This window comes from Arcicella sp. LKC2W, assembly GCF_034931005.1.
In the GTDB taxonomy this organism is placed as follows: domain Bacteria; phylum Bacteroidota; class Bacteroidia; order Cytophagales; family Spirosomataceae; genus Arcicella.
This window is the reverse complement of record NZ_JAYGIN010000014.1, coordinates 39727-57048: the sequence shown is the minus strand read 5'-3', so window position 1 is coordinate 57048 and position 17322 is coordinate 39727. Positions and strand designations below refer to the sequence as shown.

Sequence of the window (17322 nt, the reverse complement as noted above, 5' to 3'; positions counted from 1 at the left end):
TGAATCTGTTTTATCTGTTCTATCCGTGGGCTAATTTTGTCTTACGACAAATAGTAGATAATTCCGTTTATTTATGCTCTTCGGTCATTGAACCTGTATGATTTTTATCACCAGGACGACAAATTGGACCTGTTGGAATTTCAGAGCCTCTATTTTTACGGAAATCAATATACTTGGTAAGACTTATCGAAAAATTAGTTGATTCGCCAACATTACGTCCTGAAAGCACTTTGCTACCCGTTACAATAATTTGCAAATCCTTCAATTGTGGCACACGATATGCCGCAATAAAACCGACTTTGGTAAAATCAAATTTATCACAAAGTCCTGGCATATCATTTCTACGAATATCAACACTTCCTTGGGTAATTTGTTGGTCGTAAGTTCCTTCTAACTGCCAACGGTAAGAATAATGCCCAAATTTTCCTCCAAAATTAACCACATCAGGCATCGTCATTTCATTGGTAAAATAACCTTTATCTGAGTAATACATCGTTCTGTCAACTTTTACATTTGAGCGTGCAGTATATGTTCCGTGTAAAGTCAAAGCTAAATCAGACGGTAAAGTATAATACAAAATTCCTCTACCAAAAAGCGTTTTTGACTGCATTCCAATGGCAAGAGGTAAGAAATCTGCCACGTAATTATTCGTTGGAATTGAACCTCCAACCGAACCAATTATTGATAAACTCTTGGTTTGAGCTACCCGATATTTAACCGACATTGTTAAATCTTGCAAACCACTCATACCATGCAAAACACCGTCTGAGGCTTTTGTAGTAACATAAGGCAGTGAGGCCAAAATATTGAAACGGTCAGAAATACCATAATTTCCCATCAACATAACCGACTCAGTAGTCAATGTTCCAATATTTTTATTTTCACGGTATAAAGTTCCCTCCCAGTATTTGCTCCATGAGTCATTGGTGTAAGTTACACCTCCACAGAGATTTCCTTTTGCCATAAAAATACCATCTGTCATGGTTTGGGCTTTTGTAACAAGACTTGCTAAACTAAGAGTAGCCACAAGTCCAAATCGGTAAAATGTTTTCATTATTAATTTTAAAATCTGATTATAATTTTATGAGAAATTTCTTCTTAAAACGATGTGATAATGACAATCGGCAGAGGATTTTCCATTATTCAGGAAAAAACATTAAATTGCAATAGCAAAATAAACAATCATATTTCTTATTTCCAAAATAACGGAAATATTATTTTAAAAATTCCTGATTAATGGAAAACAAGTTCAGTGCTAATATTAGGGTTCTCAGAAAAAAGAATAAATTAACCTTAGAAGCATTAGGGAAAATTCTCGGAGTTAGTAAAAGTGCATTATCTGACTATGAAAACGGACACACCGTGCCTTCTTTAGATGTTTGTGAGACAATTGGAAGTTATTTTAGTGTAAATCTGGATGAATTACAAAATTCCGATTTTTCGGAAATGACTTTAGAAGAAATCAAGCAAAATAACAAATTGCGGAATTCAAATAAAAAAGAAGAAGATAAAAATGATTTAAGCAATCCTTATAATCAATTAGTTTTCCAAAATAAATTATTAAACCAACAAGTAGAAGGGCTTCAAATTCAATTGCAATTAGTCAAGCAGTTATTTGAAAGTAAAGTATCTGAAATTAAATCGTTACAAGTACAGATAAAATTACTTGAAGAAAAATTAAATCATTAAAAAAGGGGCTTCAAAATTGATAGCCCCTTTTTTTATAAAGTAGAAGATTCATTAAGGTGTTGCCCTTTCCTACTTGCTTCGCTTTGTTGTCTTATATTTTCTACAAATTCTTTTGTCGCTTCTAATGGCTCTTCGCTTCCTGTTAATTTTTTAATAATATTCAATAAATGTGTCTGAGTTTGTTGAATCACATCAAGGGTAACTTGATTTTGAGCAATTTGCTTCTGATTCCTAACAATATTCATTTGATTATTGACAATAATCTCCTGATTACGAATTATAGTAGTTTGATTTTGTATTACCATCTCATGATTATCAGCATTTTGCTGCTGGTTTTGCATCATAATATCATAATTATCTACAATTCTTCCTTGAATCCCTTTCAAAAACTCTTGCTCGTCAACCAATTTTTGTAATACTTCGTCAAAATTTTTCATTGCTCAGAATATCTTTATGATTTAATTGTCTCTAAATTTGTACAAATCGCTTACTGAAAAGTAAAAGTAACAAAAAAATTATGCAGTCAAACAAAATCCAGAAAACGAAAATTCCTTGGATATACCTATTCTTCTTAATAACCGTATTGAGTTGCTGGCTTTGGTATATGCTCAAGCACGAAAGTTTTGTTATATATACTCGCCAATGGGCAACCGTTCTTACGATGATTTTTGGGTCATTCATTGCTGGGGCAAGTCCTGAAGGTAGTGCTGCGGTGGCGTATCCAATTTTTACGCTTATCCTTAAAATTCAACCTGCTATTGCCCGTAATTTTGCATTTGCCATTCAAAGTATTGGTATGACTTCAGCAAGTCTGTTGATAATAGGAATGAAATTAAAGGTTGATTGGAATTATATTATTTTCGTAACAATCGGAGGTGTAATCGGCTTATTTTTAGGAACATACTATGTTGTGCCACTTATATCTCCAGTACAAGCAAAATTATTTTTTGTTTCACTTTGGTTAAGTTTTGGCATTGCTTTGTGGCTACAAAACCGAAAATCTCAAAGAGAAGTTTTTGAAAGTATCCAAAATTTTCAGAATTCTGACAAAGGAAGATTAATTATTTTTGGATTAATTGGTGGGATTATTTCATCAATTTTTGGAACAGGAATCAACATTTTTACTTTTTGTTTGATGACTATCTATTACAGAGTAAGTGAAAAAGTGGCAACTCCTTCATCGGTTATTATTATGACCTTCGAAACCATTTTGGGGCTATTTATTCATACTCAGCTTATTAATGATTTTCAGCCCGAAGCTTTTGAAATTTGGTTAGCCTGTGTACCTTTTGTCGCTATTTTTGCACCATTAGGAGCTTTTGTAATTAGTAAAATGCCACGAAAAGCAATTGCTACTTTGCTGTACATCATCCTTATTGTACAGTTTTTTGGGGCAATGTGGGTGATTAAACCTTCTCTAAATCAAGCACTTATTTGTGGAGCAATCTTGATATCAGGCATTGGCTTATTTACCTATTTGGCAAGAGTTCGTAAAGAATCTTAGCTATCATTTTATTACTATAAATACCACCAAGACTGTAAATCTTCCCAATTTAGATTTACATAAACGTTCAATTGGGCTAAATTTAGATAACGTACATCATATTGTTTATCCCGAATTAAGGCTTGAAAACAATAGCCCAATTCAACTCGTGCTTTGCCACCCATATTATATCCGCACGATAAATGAGCCCAATCTTCTGAAATATTACTCATTTCATAAACCCCATTTTTGGCACTTACTGGACCATTCGTTGCTCCTTTTAAGTATAAAAATGCTTCATTGGAAGCAGATAAATAAAAGCCTTTTTTAGTTTCCTTCGGATTATAAAGAGGTAATGTAAAATAGGTCTGATACCTTAAAATAGAAGCATCATCAACAATATTTGTTTTGAGATTTTTGGGCGTTCTATATTCATATCTCAATCGGTGCGTAATGGCCAATTTCCCCAAATTATGCAAATATCCAACTTGACCAATGTAACGATTTTCGGTTTCTTTCAATCCAAAAATATTATGATTTCCGTAACCATAACCCAAACCTGCCGTTAAGTGCTTATTAAATTTTTGAATAAGAAGTAACTGTGCCACAAAATGAAGTTGACCTGACGGATACTCCTTATTTTCTATTGTTTCCGATAAAGAACTAATAGAAGATACATTGAGATTATATCCTAAACTTCCAGAAATATTTCCCGTTTGGTAATAATTGGGACTAAAACCTTTAAGGTTCAAATCTTGTGCTTTGAGTTGGGACGATAAAAATATAAAGAGTATTAAAAATCGTTTCATAGATTATGAATTTTAGCGGAAATAATAAATATATCTCAAAATCTTTTGCATAAAAAAACGGATATAGTAGTCAGAAGACTCTTATATCCGTTTACAAATAATATGCCGTGATTTATTAATTATCTGCTTATACCCAATCTATTCCCTTTTTAAGAAGCCCTAACGTTTTTTCTTCCTCCGAGTTTGGCTCAGGTTTATAATCATAAACCCAATTGGCAACAGGTGGCATCGACATTAAAATTGATTCCGTTCTGCCATTGGTTTCCAGTCCAAATTTAGTTCCTCTATCATGAACTAAGTTAAACTCAACATACCTTCCTCTTCGTAACATCTGAAACGTTTTCTCATTCTCTGTGAAAGGTAAATCTTTATTTTTCTTCATGAAATGGGTATAAATCGGGGCAAAAGACTCTCCAATTTCTTTCACAAAAGCAAATAATTGTTCTTTACTTCTGGTTTCATCTATTTTTTGATAATCAAAGAAAATGCCTCCGATTCCACGAGTTTCATTTCTGTGAGTATTAAAGAAATAATCATCAGCCCAAGTCTTGAATTTAGGATAATAAGCCTCATTGTGCTTATCACAAGCCTTTTTCAAGTAATTGTGAAACCATTTTGCATCTTCTTCTACTACATAATGAGGGGTTAAATCTATTCCTCCTCCAAACCAAAATGTACCGTTTGACATTTCAAAATATCGGACATTCATGTGGATAATTGGTACTCGTGGACTTGCAGGATGCAATACAATAGAAACGCCCGTAGCAAAGAAATCAACCTTTTCGGTCAAGCCCATTGATGCCAACATTTTTTCGTGTAAATCTCCCCAAACTGCTGAGAACATTACTCCACCTTTTTCAATAATTTTTCCAGATTGGATTACACGGCTTCTACCACCTCCGCCACCATCTCTTTGCCAATTATCTTCGTGGAATTTCCCTTTACCATCTGCTTTTTCTAAGGAATTACAAATTTGGTCTTGAAGTTCTTGAAAGTAGGCTGATATTTGTTCTTTAGTCATGGTTAATATTTTTTATTGTTTTGACGAGTCAGGTTTTGCTTCCACCGACGGTCTCACAGGTGCTGTTATTGTATCTGAACCTACAAATGTACTATCGTAATATAAAGTATCTGTTCGAGGCACGTAAGCTGCCGTACAGTTAAAATCTTTTGTAATTCGCTTAGCATCAAGCTTTTCAAAAGGAACGGGATGATAGGCTTCTAAATCTGGGTCTTTAATGACTTTAGACATATATCGCCCAAAAAGTGGCAGTGCTGTTTTTGAACCTTCCCCATAAGCTCCACTTCGGAAGTGTATAGAACGGTCATCACCACCTACCCAAGTACCTGTTACTAAATTGCTGGTGAGTCCCATATACCAACCATCTGAATGATTTGAAGTTGTTCCTGTTTTTCCTGCAAATCTTGATTTATATTTATCTTTTCCATCAAATAAATCCTTGAATGACCATAAATTTTGAGAAGTTCCACCTTGTTCTTCTAAACCTCCTTCCAACATATATCTCATTAATAGGGCTGATTCTTTTTTGATAGCTTGGCGACGTTCAGGTTCAAAAGTGTGAATTGTATTTCCATTACGGTCTTGAATTTCAACAACCAACATGGGTTCTGTATAAATTCCTTCATTCAAAAAACATCCATACGCTCCTACCATTTCAAAAAGGGTAACATCATTTGAACCTAAACCGATAGAAGCAACTGCCGACAATGGACTTTTAATTCCCATTTGGTGGGCATAATAAACCACCGAATCGGGTCCTACTTCGTTGGTTAGCCAAGCAGCACAAGAGTTTATAGAACGTGCCATGGCTCTACGTATCGACATCGTAGAGTAACTAAAACGTCCATCTGCATTATGTGGTCGCCATATTTTCTTTTCCCCTTTTTCTTCTATCTCAATTTCAAAAGGTCTATCTGTAATTTGCGAGCAAGGTGACATATTTTTAGGCCCATCAATAGCCGTTGTATAAACAAAAGGCTTGAAAGTTGAACCTGGCTGACGACGACCCTGACTTACATGGTCATATTTGAAATATTGAAAATCAAGACCACCGACCCAAGCTTTAATATGTCCCGTAAAAGGATCCATACTCATCATTCCAGACTGTAAAAAACGTTTATAATATGCAATTGAGTCATAAGCACTCATGGTCATTTGCTCTTCTCCTGCCCCATTGCGTGAAAAAACCCACATTTTACGTTTGACATTTTTCATATAATGCCAAATCGAATCTTGGTTATTTTTGTATTTTACCGCCAAGAATTTATAATAGCTTGTACGCTTGGCAACAGTATCAATAAATCCAGGAATTTCTGTTCCTTTTTCATCTGCCCAAGGATTTTTACCAGACCAATGATTATCAAATGTTTTTTGTAAAACCTGCATTCCTTCTTGAACAGCCGTTTCGGCATGAGTTTGCATTCGAGAATCAATTGTGGTACGAATTTTCAAACCATCACGATAAAGGTCTAATTCAACATCACTGGTATCAGCCCATTTTTCTAATGCTTTCGCAACCGCAGATTTAAAGTAATTACTTGTTCCATCATACGGTGTTTCATCATTTACTTTTAGGGTGATTGGTAATTTTATTAAGGAATCATAAGCCATTTTGGGCAAATAATTATACTTCAGCATTCTTGATAAAACAGTATTTCTACGACTTAAAGATTTGTCATAGTTTCTGCGAGGATTATAAGTATTCGTTGCCTTTTGCATCCCCACCAAAACCGCTGCTTCTTGTACATTCAAACTATCTGGAGAAGTATTAAAATAGGTTTTTGCAGCCACTTTTATGCCATAGGAATTACTGCCAAAATCAACGGTATTCAAATACCACACAATGATTTCTTCTTTGGTATAATATCGTTCTAATTTTATAGCAGTCAACCACTCTTTCGTCTTGATAACCAATGTTTTAAGACCTGGAACATATCCCAAAACGCCTTTTTTAGTTACTCCTTCTTTTTTACGAGTTTTGAAAAGGTTTTTTGCCAATTGTTGTGTAATGGTACTTCCTCCGCCACGCTCGCTTGCACCAGTAATCACGCCAACAGCAACACCAAATAATGCTCTATAATCAATACCTGAGTGTTGATAAAAACGAGCATCTTCGGTTGAAACCAAAGCATTTACTAAGTACGGAGATAAGTCTTTGTAATTTTTAACAGGTGTACGATTTTCTAAAAAGAATTTACCCATTAAAACACCATCAGAAGAATAAATTTCAGAAGATTGTGACAACTTAGGATTTTGTAATTCTCCAACCGAAGGCATTTCTCCAGTAAGCCACAAAAAATTAGTTTCAATACAAAATATATAGAAAAACCCTGCAAAAACTATCCAAGCAAAGCCCTTCCAAAGTCGCTTTACCTGAGTATAATAAAACGATTCTTTATCAATACGTTGGTCAACAACTTCAGCAACTTTTTGTTTTGCATCCCAATAAGTCGTCTTAATATCATCAAGTCTTTTGTAGAAAGTAGCCACTTTCTGTTCTCCAAAGACTTTTACCAATAAAACGTCCAATTTAAGCCAAAGCCAGTTAAGGACATTTAACAGCATAGTTTTGAGGTTATTATAAGAATTTTTAATGAGTTGTTTTATTTTATCCATCATACACTTAATTATCTATCGAAAATAAGCGACAATTTACGATAAAAGTTTGATGAGTTAAAGAAGTTGGATAGTTAAAACGTTAGAGAACCAAAAAGTTTAAATAGCAAATCTCCAATAAGCCTATAATTGAAGGTATTATACCGATTTAAACACTTTGGTTCTCTAAATTTTAATATAGAACCTGTTTAAACTTTCTCTTTCGGCTAAAACTAAGTCTTTTAGAATCCTTTAAACCAAAATTTTATCAACGTAGCTCTGCTATGTTTCAAAAATTTCAGTTTAAAGACTTCAAAAATACACTACTTTATATCTCAAAACAGAAAGTTTAAACAGGTTCCTAATTTTAATTTGAAATTCTATTTTTTGACAAATAATAAAGAGATAGAATTCATACAATACCGCTTACCTGTTGGTTGAGGCCCATCATCAAAAACATGACCTAAGTGAGCCCCACAACGGCTACATACAACTTCATCACGCACCATTCCGTGAGAATTGTCATTCGCAATCAATACACTTTGTTTACTGATTGGGTTCCAGAATGAAGGCCAACCCGTTCCAGATTCAAACTTTGTATCCGACGAAAACAAATCTAACTTACAACACACACACTGATATTTGCCTTTTTCGTGGTTATCCCAATATTCTCCTGAGTAAGCTCTTTCTGTACCTTTTAGTCGAGTCACGGTGTATTGGTTAGGAGTTAATTGTTTTTTCCATTCCATTTCAGTTTTACTGACTTCAAACTTACGGGGTTTGTCTTGTTGTGTATAACTACTGCAAGCCAAAATCAATAAGCTAAGTGATAATATCATTCCTAATGCTTTCATGGTAATTGTTTGTTTGTGATTTAATGTTAAAGTTTTTCAAAATTGCCTAAAAATGACATTTTAGACCCCAAAACTTCCTGTTTATTTATATACGAAAAAAAATATTAAAAAGTTTTTACAAATTTATCTACTTGATAATCAGGGATTGGAATGCAAAATGACAAAAAATGAAAAAATATTTTCTCTTCAGATTTGTACGGAAAGAAAGAAAACACTAATTTTGCATCATCAAACACAAAGAGAGTTGGCAGAGTGGTCGATTGCGGCAGTCTTGAAAACTGTTGACTGTTACAGGTCCGGGGGTTCGAATCCCTCACTCTCTACCAAGAAAGCCCTTCCAAATCGGATGGGCTTTTTTATTTTTCTATCTCCTCTTTCTAAATCTTCCTGGAGCTATACTCATTGTTTTTTCAAATATTCTGGCAAAATGATAAGCATCATCAAAACCAATCATTGTCGCTATTTTCTTTACTGAGTAATTTGTATTTTTTAATAATTGACAAGCGTGTTGAATTTTGAGAAAATTAAAATAACTCATCGGAGCTTGTTTTACCTCTGCCTTGAATACCGCAGAAAAATGAGATGCCGACAAGCCTGACACTTCCACAAAATCATTTAACATAAAGGTTCTGTCTAAATTCTCTTTCATCAACTTTATGACATTTTCAATTCCTGAGCTACGAAGTGTATTTTCTTTTTCAAGTGATTTGAATGATGTTAAAAAATGGCTTAAATAATTACAAGCGTGAATCAGATGATAAATGTCCTGCGTTTGCTCAGCGTGCGAGAATATTTCTTGAAACAATTTGATTCTATCTTCTGAAAATTTTACATCAACTGGGGCATATAAATTTTCGCCTTGCAAAAAAGTAACCATTGCACGGGCATTCGTGCCAAAAAAATGTAACCAATAAATTGTCCAAGGATTATCGGGATTAGGAGCATAACTATGTACACAGTAAGCAGGCAAAATAAAAAATTGATTTGCAAGCACTTGATAAGTTTGGTTCAAAACTCTAAATTGCCCTTCTCCTGCCGTACAATAAATCAAAATGTATTGTTGCGTATCTTTTTGTCGCTCTCTATCCTCTGAAAAAGCTCTGGGACGATAACCCATTTCGGTTAAATATAAAGATTGACACACTGGATGTAAAGCTAACATTTGCTGTTGTGCTTGGGGTAATATTATTGAAAAACTTTCGTCCATAAGATTTTCTATCTTTTCAGAATTTTTACTATTTTTATTCAAATATTTTTTTCAAAAACTTTGCAATAAGTTCACTATTAAACCTTTTGAACCAAATTTAACTATAAAAGCAATCATAAAATTATATATTTTTCAAATACAATGAATGTAATTTCCGAAAAAATAAAACAACTATTTTTTGATACCTTTTCTACAAATCCTACCATCGTTAGGTCATCGGGCAGAGTCAATCTTATTGGTGAACACGTGGACTATAATGGAGGTTTTGTATTACCTGCTGCCATTGATAAATCAACGTATTTAGCTATTGCTCCTTCTGATTCAGAAAGTGGCAAATGGATTTCAGTTGACTTTGACAAAAGTGTCGATATAAAATTTGGGGTTTTCAAACCGATTCCTCAAAACCGTTGGGCAGAATATATTTTAGGGGTCGTAGAGCAATTTTATAAAAGAGGACTTGAAGTGATTCCTTTCAATTGCGTGGTTACAGGTGACATTCCTATTGGTTCGGGTTTATCTTCATCAGCGGCTTTAGAAAGTGCCGTTGCTTTTGCTATTAATGAAATGAATGAGTTTGGCATGAGCAGAAATGAATTAGCCAAATTAGCACAACAAGCAGAAAATGAATTTATGGGGGTGAAATGTGGTATCATGGATATGTTTGCCAGTATTCATGGAAAAGAAAATCATGTGCTACGACTTGATTGTGAAACGCTTGATTATGAGTACTTTCCACTTAACCTCGGAGATTATAAAATTGTTCTTTTTGATACTGGTGTAAAACATAATTTAGTTGACTCTGAATACAATGTACGCCGTTTGCAATGTGAAGAAGGTTTAGCTTTTTTCAGAAAACACTTTGACGAAACCATTCCCAACCTTAGCCAAGTGCCTTTGGCGTGGCTACAAGCCAGTCGTAGTCAATTAAATCCTGTGGTTTATAATCGTTGCCAATATGTAATTGAGGAGAATCAACGGATGCTTTCAGCCTGTGAAGATTTGAAAGTTGGAAATCTAAGAGATTTTGGTATAAAACTCACCGCTACTCACGAAGGCTTACGCAATCTATACGAAGTAAGTTGTAAAGAATTAGATTTCTTGGTTGATGCCGTTTGGCACGAATCTGCCGTTTTGGGTTCAAGAATGATGGGAGGAGGTTTTGGCGGTTGTACTATCAATCTTATCAAAGCTGATGTAATTGATGATTTATATGCCCGTCTTTCGATGCTCTATAAGGAAAAAACGGGTATCGACCTCAAAATGTACAGTGTCGTAACTGCCAATGGAACAGAAATTATCCAATAAGTAAAACAAAACAATCTCTATATTTAACTTCTCAAAATTATGTTTTTCGATTTTAATGAACATTCTCATATCAGACAAAACCCTCTGACTGGCGACTGGGTGATGGTTTCGCCACATCGAACGAAGCGTCCGTGGCAAGGCAAAACAGAAAATATTGTCAAAGACTCTCGCCCCGAACACGACCCAAATTGTTATCTATGTTCAGGAAATACTCGTGCAAATGGTGAAGTAAATCCCAATTATACAGATACTTACACTTTCCAAAATGACTTTGCTGCTTTGCAGTCGGATGTACCCGATGGAGAAATCAAAAAAGGAAATTTACTAAAAGCAGAAAGTGTAAAAGGCGAATGCCGAGTAATTTGTTTTTCTCCTCGCCACGACTTGACTTTGGCAGAAATGACAACGCCAGAAATTCGCAAAGTAGTTGATACTTGGATTACAGAATTTGAAGATTTTCGTCAACGTCAAGATATACAGTATGTTCAAATCTTTGAAAATAAAGGTGAAATTATGGGTTGTTCAAATCCGCATCCACACGGACAAATTTGGGCATCAAGTAATATTCCCGTAGAAATCAAAAAAGAAACTAAAAACCAAAGAGTTCATTATAGAACCTATAAAAAAACACTTTTAGAAGAGTATGTTCAATTGGAATCGACTGAAAATGAGCGTATTGTTGTAGAAAATGATAATTTCATGGTAGTCGTACCTTTTTGGGCAACTTGGCCTTTTGAAACGCTATTGATTCCTAAAAGAGCCATGGCATATATTTCAGAAATGACCGAAGCAGAAAAGAATGATTTAGCCGATATTGTTAGAAGATTGACAACTCGGTACGACAATCTTTTTAGCACCTCTTTTCCTTATTCGGCGGGCATTCACCAAGCCCCAACACAAGGCGATAATTTAGAAGGGTGGCATTGGCATATTCATTTTTACCCTCCGCTTTTACGTTCGGCGACGGTTAAAAAATTTATGGTTGGCTATGAATTATTGGCAAACCCACAAAGAGATATTACGCCAGAACGTGCCGCAGAACAATTAAGAAATTTGAGCGAAACGCACTACAAGCATAATTAACTTTCTAATTGATAGAAATTTTCAGAATCCGTAGATGTTCTAAAACACCAGAATATCTGCGGATTTTGTTTTGATATAGCTTCCTTCTTGTAAAATGGCTTAATTACGAGTAATTTTAGGTTTAATAAAGCTAAAACTATGTGGAAAGAAGAAGACAATAAATTGAAAAGAACGTTTGAGTTCAAAGATTTCTCGGAAGCCTTTGCGTTTATGACCAGAGTCGCCATTTTAGCCGAAAAACATGACCATCATCCTTGGTGGTCGAATGTTTATAAAACCGTAAACATCGAACTTAATACCCACGACGCAGGAAATATCGTAACGGAAAAAGACCTAAAACTTGCCGCTGCCATTGATAAATTATTAAAATGAAACTTTATTTAGTACCCACCCCCATTGGTAATCTTGACGATATTACGCTAAGAGCCATTAAAGTCTTACAATCCGTTGATGCCATTTTGGCGGAAGACACTCGCAACTCAGGTGTTTTGCTCAAACATTTAGGGATAAACAAGCCTTTGTACGCACATCATGCTCATAACGAACATCATGGAACACAAGGAATTATCAAATTATTGAAAGAAGGAAAAGTTTTGGCTTTAGTGTCTGATGCAGGAACACCTGCTATTTCTGACCCTGGTTTTTTATTAGTTAGAGAATGTTTAAAACAAGGCGTTGAAGTAGAATGTCTGCCTGGAGCAACCGCATTTGTACCTGCTTTGGTCAATTCTGGATTACCTGCCGACCGTTTTACCTTTGAAGGATTTCTTCCTCATAAAAAAGGGAGGCAAACTCGGCTGAAAAATTTAGTGGAAGAAGAAAGAACCATTATCTTTTATGAATCGCCACATCGTTTGTTAAAAACATTGGAGCAATTAGCCGAATACCTCGGTTCAGACCGTCAGGCTTGTGTTTCGAGAGAGTTAACTAAAATATTTGAGGAAAATCGAAGAGGTACTTTAGCTGAAATCTTGACCCATTATCAGTTAAATCCTAATACGATTAAAGGAGAAATTGTCATTATTGTGGCTGGAAAAGACTAAAAAATGTTATTTTAGTAGCACAAATAACACAAAGCCGTAACTAATTTATGAAATATCTGAAATTTATACCAAAAATCCTTTCTTTGAGCATATTAATGCTTGTTTTAGCCTTACAATCTGTCGCCCAAAAGCTATCGGAAAGCACAAAAATTAGCTTAATAACGGTAGCCCCAGGTGATGAATTGAACGATGCTTTTGGGCATACGCTTTTATGGATTTATGACCCTTCAAACGGAATTGACAAAGCCTATAACTTTGGTGGTTATGACTACGATACTGAAAATTTTTATTTCAAATTTATTCGTGGTCAACTCCCATATCAGATGTCTTACGCTCCTTTATATGCTTATCAGGAATATTACCAAAAGCATAATCGGAATATGACGGAACAGGTAATGAGTTTGGGGATTGGACAAAAACAGTTAATTTTTGACAGTTTAGAAAAAACATATAATAATCCTTCGACCAGAAATTATATGTATAAATTTTTCTCGGATAACTGTTCTACTCGAATTCGTGATGCTCTAATGTTGGCTTGTACAGATAGTGTTCATTTGCAAAATATTACTGCTATGAATGATAGTTCGTACCGTCAATGGATGAATAAATGTTTATTAAGAAAACATCATTATTGGGCTGCCGTAGGTATGAATGCCGCTTTGGGAGCTCCTGCCGACAAGCGAATTTTACAATTTGATGCTTGTTATCTTCCTGAAAATTTGATGAAAAGTATGGCAGCAGCCAGACGAATGTCAAAACACCATGTTTATTATTTTGTCAGAAATACGCATGATTTATTTCCGACCAATCCTGTTGATGAGGAACCTTCATTTTTCCTTACGCCACGTTTTTGGTTTAGTTTGATTTTATTAATCACTGCCTATATAACTTTTAATGACTGGAAAAAAAGGAATAAAGGTTATCTCTACGATAAAATTCTTTTTGGAATCATCGGGATATTCGGCTGGCTTTTATTGTTTTTATGGTTTGGCACAGACCACGGAGTAACCAATTATAATAAAAATCTACTTTGGGCTTTTCCACTGCACTTGCCCATTATATTTTTATTATCAGAGAAAAAAGACGCTCGTGATTTTTGGTATGGTTACTATTTCATCGTTGTCGGATTAATGATTGCCATGGGTCTATTTTTCGTTTTTCAATACTCGATGGACACTGTTCCTTTGGTTTTGGCATTATTTGTAAGAGCATTTTATCATGCAGGATTTGAACGAGAACACCGTATGACTAAAGCAAAATTTCGTAAAATTGTCAAAGGTAGAAAATTGGAAGTGATTCATTATGAACACGAAAATGGTATTGAGTAAATCAGTAGTTATTGGTAATTAGAAAATTGGTTGATTGATAAACACTTCAATTGTCAAATAACCATAGCTTTTGAACTAAAAAAAGGTCAAGGAAATGAATCCTTGACCTTTTGTATTTTCTGATGATTTTTAAGTTATCTCTGAAATTATGTCTGATTTTGAAATTCACCCAACACTAATTCCCAATAACTAATCACCAGTCACTAAATCTCCCCTACCATATCTTCAGGTTTTACCCAAGCGTCAAATTCTTCTGCCGTTAAGTATCCTAAAGCAATCGCTGTTTCTTTCAAAGTCGAGCCATTTTTATGAGCTGTCTGAGCAATTTCAGCCGATTTGTAGTAGCCAATTTTAGTGTTCAAAGCAGTTACCAACATCAATGAGTTATTTACGTGCTTCTTAATGTTTTCGTGTAAAGGTTGGATTCCTTCAGCACATTTATCATTAAATGCCACACAAACATCACCAATTAAACGTGCCGAATGTAAGAAATTGAAAATCATTACTGGTTTAAATACGTTCAATTCAAAATGTCCCATTGAACCACCAATACCGATTGTCACATCATTCCCCATTACCTGAGCCGCCACCATTGTCATCGCTTCGCATTGCGTAGGATTTACTTTTCCTGGCATAATTGAAGAACCTGGTTCGTTGTCTGGAATATAAATTTCACCAATACCCGAACGTGGTCCCGACGAAAGCATACGAATATCATTACCGATTTTCATTAAGCTAACCGCAACGGTTTTCAAAGCACCATGAGCCTCCACGATAGCATCGTGAGCAGCCAATGCCTCAAATTTATTTTCAGCCGTAATAAATGGCAAACCTGTCAAATCAGCAATATGTTTTGCTACATTTTCAGAATACCCTTTTGGCGTATTGATACCTGTACCTACGGCAGTTCCACCCAATGCTAATTCAGAAAGGTGAGCTAAAGTATTGTTGATGGCACGCAAACCGTGGTCAAGCTGAGATACATAACCCGAAAATTCTTGTCCCAAAGTTAAAGGTGTAGCATCCATAAAGTGAGTACGACCAATCTTAACAACTGTTCTGAATTCTTTTGCTTTTGCGTCTAAAGTATTTCTCAATTTTGTGATACCAGGAATGGTAACTTCCAACAAAATCTTATATGCCGCAATGTGCATTGCCGTTGGAAAAGTATCATTTGAAGATTGAGACTTATTTACATCATCATTTGGGTGAACGAATTTCACATCGTCCATCAAATTCCCGCCATTGATTACGTGAGCTCTGTAAGCAACCACTTCGTTACAATTCATGTTCGACTGTGTACCCGAACCCGTTTGCCAAACTACCAACGGAAATTGGTCGTCTAACTTTCCTTCCAAAATTTCATCACACACTTGACCGATAAGGTTTTTCTTATCTTCTGCTAAAACTCCTGCTTCAAAATTGGTAATTGCTGCTGCTTTTTTCAAATAAGCAAATGCACGGATAATCTCCTTTGGCATCTTATTGATGTCCTGGGCGATTGGAAAGTTCATGATTGAACGTTGGGTTTGAGCTCCCCAGTAAACATTGGCAGGTACTTGCACCTTACCCATTGTGTCTTTTTCTATTCTGTATTCCATTATTCAGATTGAAAATTATAAATTAAATTGCAACACAAAGGTAAAGACGAAACGGAATACGAATTATATTTAGTTAAATAAATGTTTACTAAATTAGTATAGGAGCATAAATATGTGAATTGAAGGAAATAAAGCAATTTGCTAATTATCAATGCTTTACCTTTGTTGATAATTTAAGCTATTCATCATTTTATAGAGCCTATTAATTAAATCTAAAACATAAAAAAAAGGTACAAACAGCAATGTCCGTACCCTTTCGATTTCAACCTTTCAAAACACAATTTTATTATTTTAACCAGTGGCTTTTATAATAAAAAAAAATGTACTCGTATTATTGATTTATTAAACTATAAAAATGGTTAATGATAACGATACAAATTTATGCAAACTTTTTTGTAATCTACAAACAATTTTGCATTTTTTTGCAGATATTTGCAATAAAAAATAGAAACATCCCATGAAACAATTGAACTAATATCCAAATTTCTCAATATGTTAAAAGAAGAACGTCAACAACTCATTTTAGAAAAATTAGGGACCGACAAAAAAGTTACTCTTGTTGATTTAGGTCAACTATTAAATGTATCATACGACAGTGTAAGAAGAGACGTAATTGAACTTGAAGATAAAGGTCTTTTGAAGAAAGTTCATGGCGGAGCAATTGCCCATTCTTACCTTTCAATGAAGCCCAGCAAAGGTTTGGGGATTGTCAATACCGAATTTGTTACTATTGCCAAAAAAGCACTAAAATTATTAGAAAACAATAAAATAATAATAATGGATGGTGGCACTACTAATTTCTACATTGCAGAGCAAATACCTAAAAATCTGGAACTTACCATCGTAACTAATAATCCACATTTGGCTACGGCATTGGCAGAACACCCCAAAATTGAAATTATTTTATTAGGAGGTTCATTTTATAAAAGATACCAAATAACTATTGGAAGCAAAACAATTCAAGACTTAGAACACATTCAAGCTGACCTCTATTTTATGGGTATCAATAGTATTAGTTTGGATAATGGGTTAGCCATCAGACATTACGAGGAGTCTATTCTGAAACAAAAAATGATGAATATCTCAAGAAAAACAGTAACCTGTGTTTTGGAAGAAAAAATAAACAGAAAAGAGAATTATAATGTCTGTAATTTCACCGATTTATCTTATCTGATTACCAGTTTGAGTCCGTCTGATGAGCTTTTGAATGGCTTTAAAAACAAAGGAGTAGAAATTCTATAAAATTGCAAATAATTGCAAACAAAAAGGGCGTAAATAATTTTACGCCCTTTTTGTTTGCACAC

General features: G+C 34.7%; 16 protein-coding genes and 1 tRNA gene. 9 read left to right on the top strand and 8 right to left on the bottom strand.

Annotated elements, in window-relative coordinates:
- Nucleotides 1-67 precede the first annotated feature (67 nt).
- Nucleotides 68-1054 carry a hypothetical protein gene (locus tag VB796_RS12320; RefSeq protein WP_323346847.1) on the bottom strand — a complete coding sequence of 329 codons (987 nt, stop codon included), beginning with the start codon at nucleotides 1052-1054 and terminating at the stop codon, nucleotides 68-70.
- Nucleotides 1055-1236: 182 nt separating this feature from the next.
- Here VB796_RS12320 and VB796_RS12315 point away from each other — a divergent pair, with 182 nt between their 5' ends.
- Nucleotides 1237-1689 (top strand): helix-turn-helix domain-containing protein, encoded by a 453-nt coding sequence (locus VB796_RS12315; protein WP_323346846.1) that lies wholly within the window; start codon nucleotides 1237-1239, stop codon nucleotides 1687-1689.
- A 32-nt stretch (nucleotides 1690-1721) separates the two neighbouring features.
- Here VB796_RS12315 and VB796_RS12310 read toward each other — a convergent pair whose 3' ends face one another.
- Nucleotides 1722-2126, bottom strand: a complete 405-nt coding sequence (locus tag VB796_RS12310) for a hypothetical protein (RefSeq protein ID WP_323346845.1) — start codon at nucleotides 2124-2126, stop codon at nucleotides 1722-1724.
- Between the two features lie 80 nt (nucleotides 2127-2206).
- Between VB796_RS12310 and VB796_RS12305 the strand changes: the two genes are divergently transcribed.
- A complete protein-coding gene (locus tag VB796_RS12305; RefSeq protein ID WP_323346844.1) occupies nucleotides 2207-3193 on the top strand; it encodes a sulfite exporter TauE/SafE family protein in 987 nt (328 codons plus the stop codon).
- 14 nt (nucleotides 3194-3207) lie between these two features.
- Here VB796_RS12305 and VB796_RS12300 read toward each other — a convergent pair whose 3' ends face one another.
- From VB796_RS12300 to msrB, 4 genes are all read right to left on the bottom strand, one after another.
- The gene (locus VB796_RS12300; RefSeq protein WP_323346843.1) at nucleotides 3208-3981 is read right to left on the bottom strand and encodes a DUF2490 domain-containing protein; all 774 of its coding nucleotides are present in this window, start codon (nucleotides 3979-3981) and stop codon (nucleotides 3208-3210) included.
- Nucleotides 3982-4108: 127 nt separating this feature from the next.
- Nucleotides 4109-5002 (bottom strand): oxygen-dependent coproporphyrinogen oxidase, encoded by an 894-nt coding sequence (hemF, locus tag VB796_RS12295; protein ID WP_323346842.1) that lies wholly within the window; start codon nucleotides 5000-5002, stop codon nucleotides 4109-4111.
- 12 nt (nucleotides 5003-5014) lie between these two features.
- On the bottom strand, nucleotides 5015-7621 hold the full coding sequence (locus VB796_RS12290) for a penicillin-binding protein 1A (protein ID WP_323346841.1): 2607 nt from the start codon (nucleotides 7619-7621) through the stop codon (nucleotides 5015-5017).
- A gap of 356 nt (nucleotides 7622-7977) precedes the next feature.
- The gene (msrB, locus tag VB796_RS12285) at nucleotides 7978-8451 is read right to left on the bottom strand and encodes a peptide-methionine (R)-S-oxide reductase MsrB (RefSeq protein WP_323346840.1); all 474 of its coding nucleotides are present in this window, start codon (nucleotides 8449-8451) and stop codon (nucleotides 7978-7980) included.
- Between the two features lie 238 nt (nucleotides 8452-8689).
- Here msrB and VB796_RS12280 point away from each other — a divergent pair.
- A tRNA-Ser gene (locus tag VB796_RS12280) sits at nucleotides 8690-8777 on the top strand.
- Nucleotides 8778-8815: 38 nt separating this feature from the next.
- On the opposite strand, the gene VB796_RS12275 is transcribed toward VB796_RS12280, so the two are convergent.
- On the bottom strand, nucleotides 8816-9658 hold the full coding sequence (locus VB796_RS12275) for an AraC family transcriptional regulator (protein WP_323346839.1): 843 nt from the start codon (nucleotides 9656-9658) through the stop codon (nucleotides 8816-8818).
- A gap of 141 nt (nucleotides 9659-9799) precedes the next feature.
- Here VB796_RS12275 and galK point away from each other — a divergent pair, with 141 nt between their 5' ends.
- The 5 genes from galK (at nucleotide 9800) to VB796_RS12250 (ending at nucleotide 14417) form a co-directional block, all read left to right on the top strand.
- The gene (galK, locus tag VB796_RS12270) at nucleotides 9800-10963 is read left to right on the top strand and encodes a galactokinase (protein WP_323346838.1); all 1164 of its coding nucleotides are present in this window, start codon (nucleotides 9800-9802) and stop codon (nucleotides 10961-10963) included.
- 39 nt (nucleotides 10964-11002) lie between these two features.
- Complete coding sequence (locus VB796_RS12265) at nucleotides 11003-12046, top strand: UDP-glucose--hexose-1-phosphate uridylyltransferase (protein WP_323346837.1); 1044 nt, start codon at nucleotides 11003-11005, stop codon at nucleotides 12044-12046.
- A gap of 138 nt (nucleotides 12047-12184) precedes the next feature.
- A complete protein-coding gene (locus tag VB796_RS12260; protein WP_323346836.1) occupies nucleotides 12185-12418 on the top strand; it encodes a 4a-hydroxytetrahydrobiopterin dehydratase in 234 nt (77 codons plus the stop codon).
- Nucleotides 12415-13089 carry a 16S rRNA (cytidine(1402)-2'-O)-methyltransferase gene (rsmI, locus tag VB796_RS12255; RefSeq protein ID WP_323346835.1) on the top strand — a complete coding sequence of 225 codons (675 nt, stop codon included), beginning with the start codon at nucleotides 12415-12417 and terminating at the stop codon, nucleotides 13087-13089. Before VB796_RS12260 ends, rsmI begins: the two co-directional genes overlap by 4 nt.
- A gap of 47 nt (nucleotides 13090-13136) precedes the next feature.
- Nucleotides 13137-14417, top strand: a complete 1281-nt coding sequence (locus VB796_RS12250) for a DUF4105 domain-containing protein (RefSeq protein ID WP_323346834.1) — start codon at nucleotides 13137-13139, stop codon at nucleotides 14415-14417.
- Nucleotides 14418-14620: 203 nt separating this feature from the next.
- On the opposite strand, the gene fumC is transcribed toward VB796_RS12250, so the two are convergent.
- Nucleotides 14621-16018, bottom strand: coding sequence for a class II fumarate hydratase (gene fumC / locus VB796_RS12245; protein WP_323346833.1), 1398 nt, complete (start codon nucleotides 16016-16018; stop codon nucleotides 14621-14623).
- Between the two features lie 492 nt (nucleotides 16019-16510).
- Here fumC and VB796_RS12240 point away from each other — a divergent pair, with 492 nt between their 5' ends.
- Complete coding sequence (locus VB796_RS12240; RefSeq protein WP_323346832.1) at nucleotides 16511-17260, top strand: DeoR/GlpR family DNA-binding transcription regulator; 750 nt, start codon at nucleotides 16511-16513, stop codon at nucleotides 17258-17260.
- The last annotated feature ends 62 nt before the right edge of the window (nucleotides 17261-17322 follow it).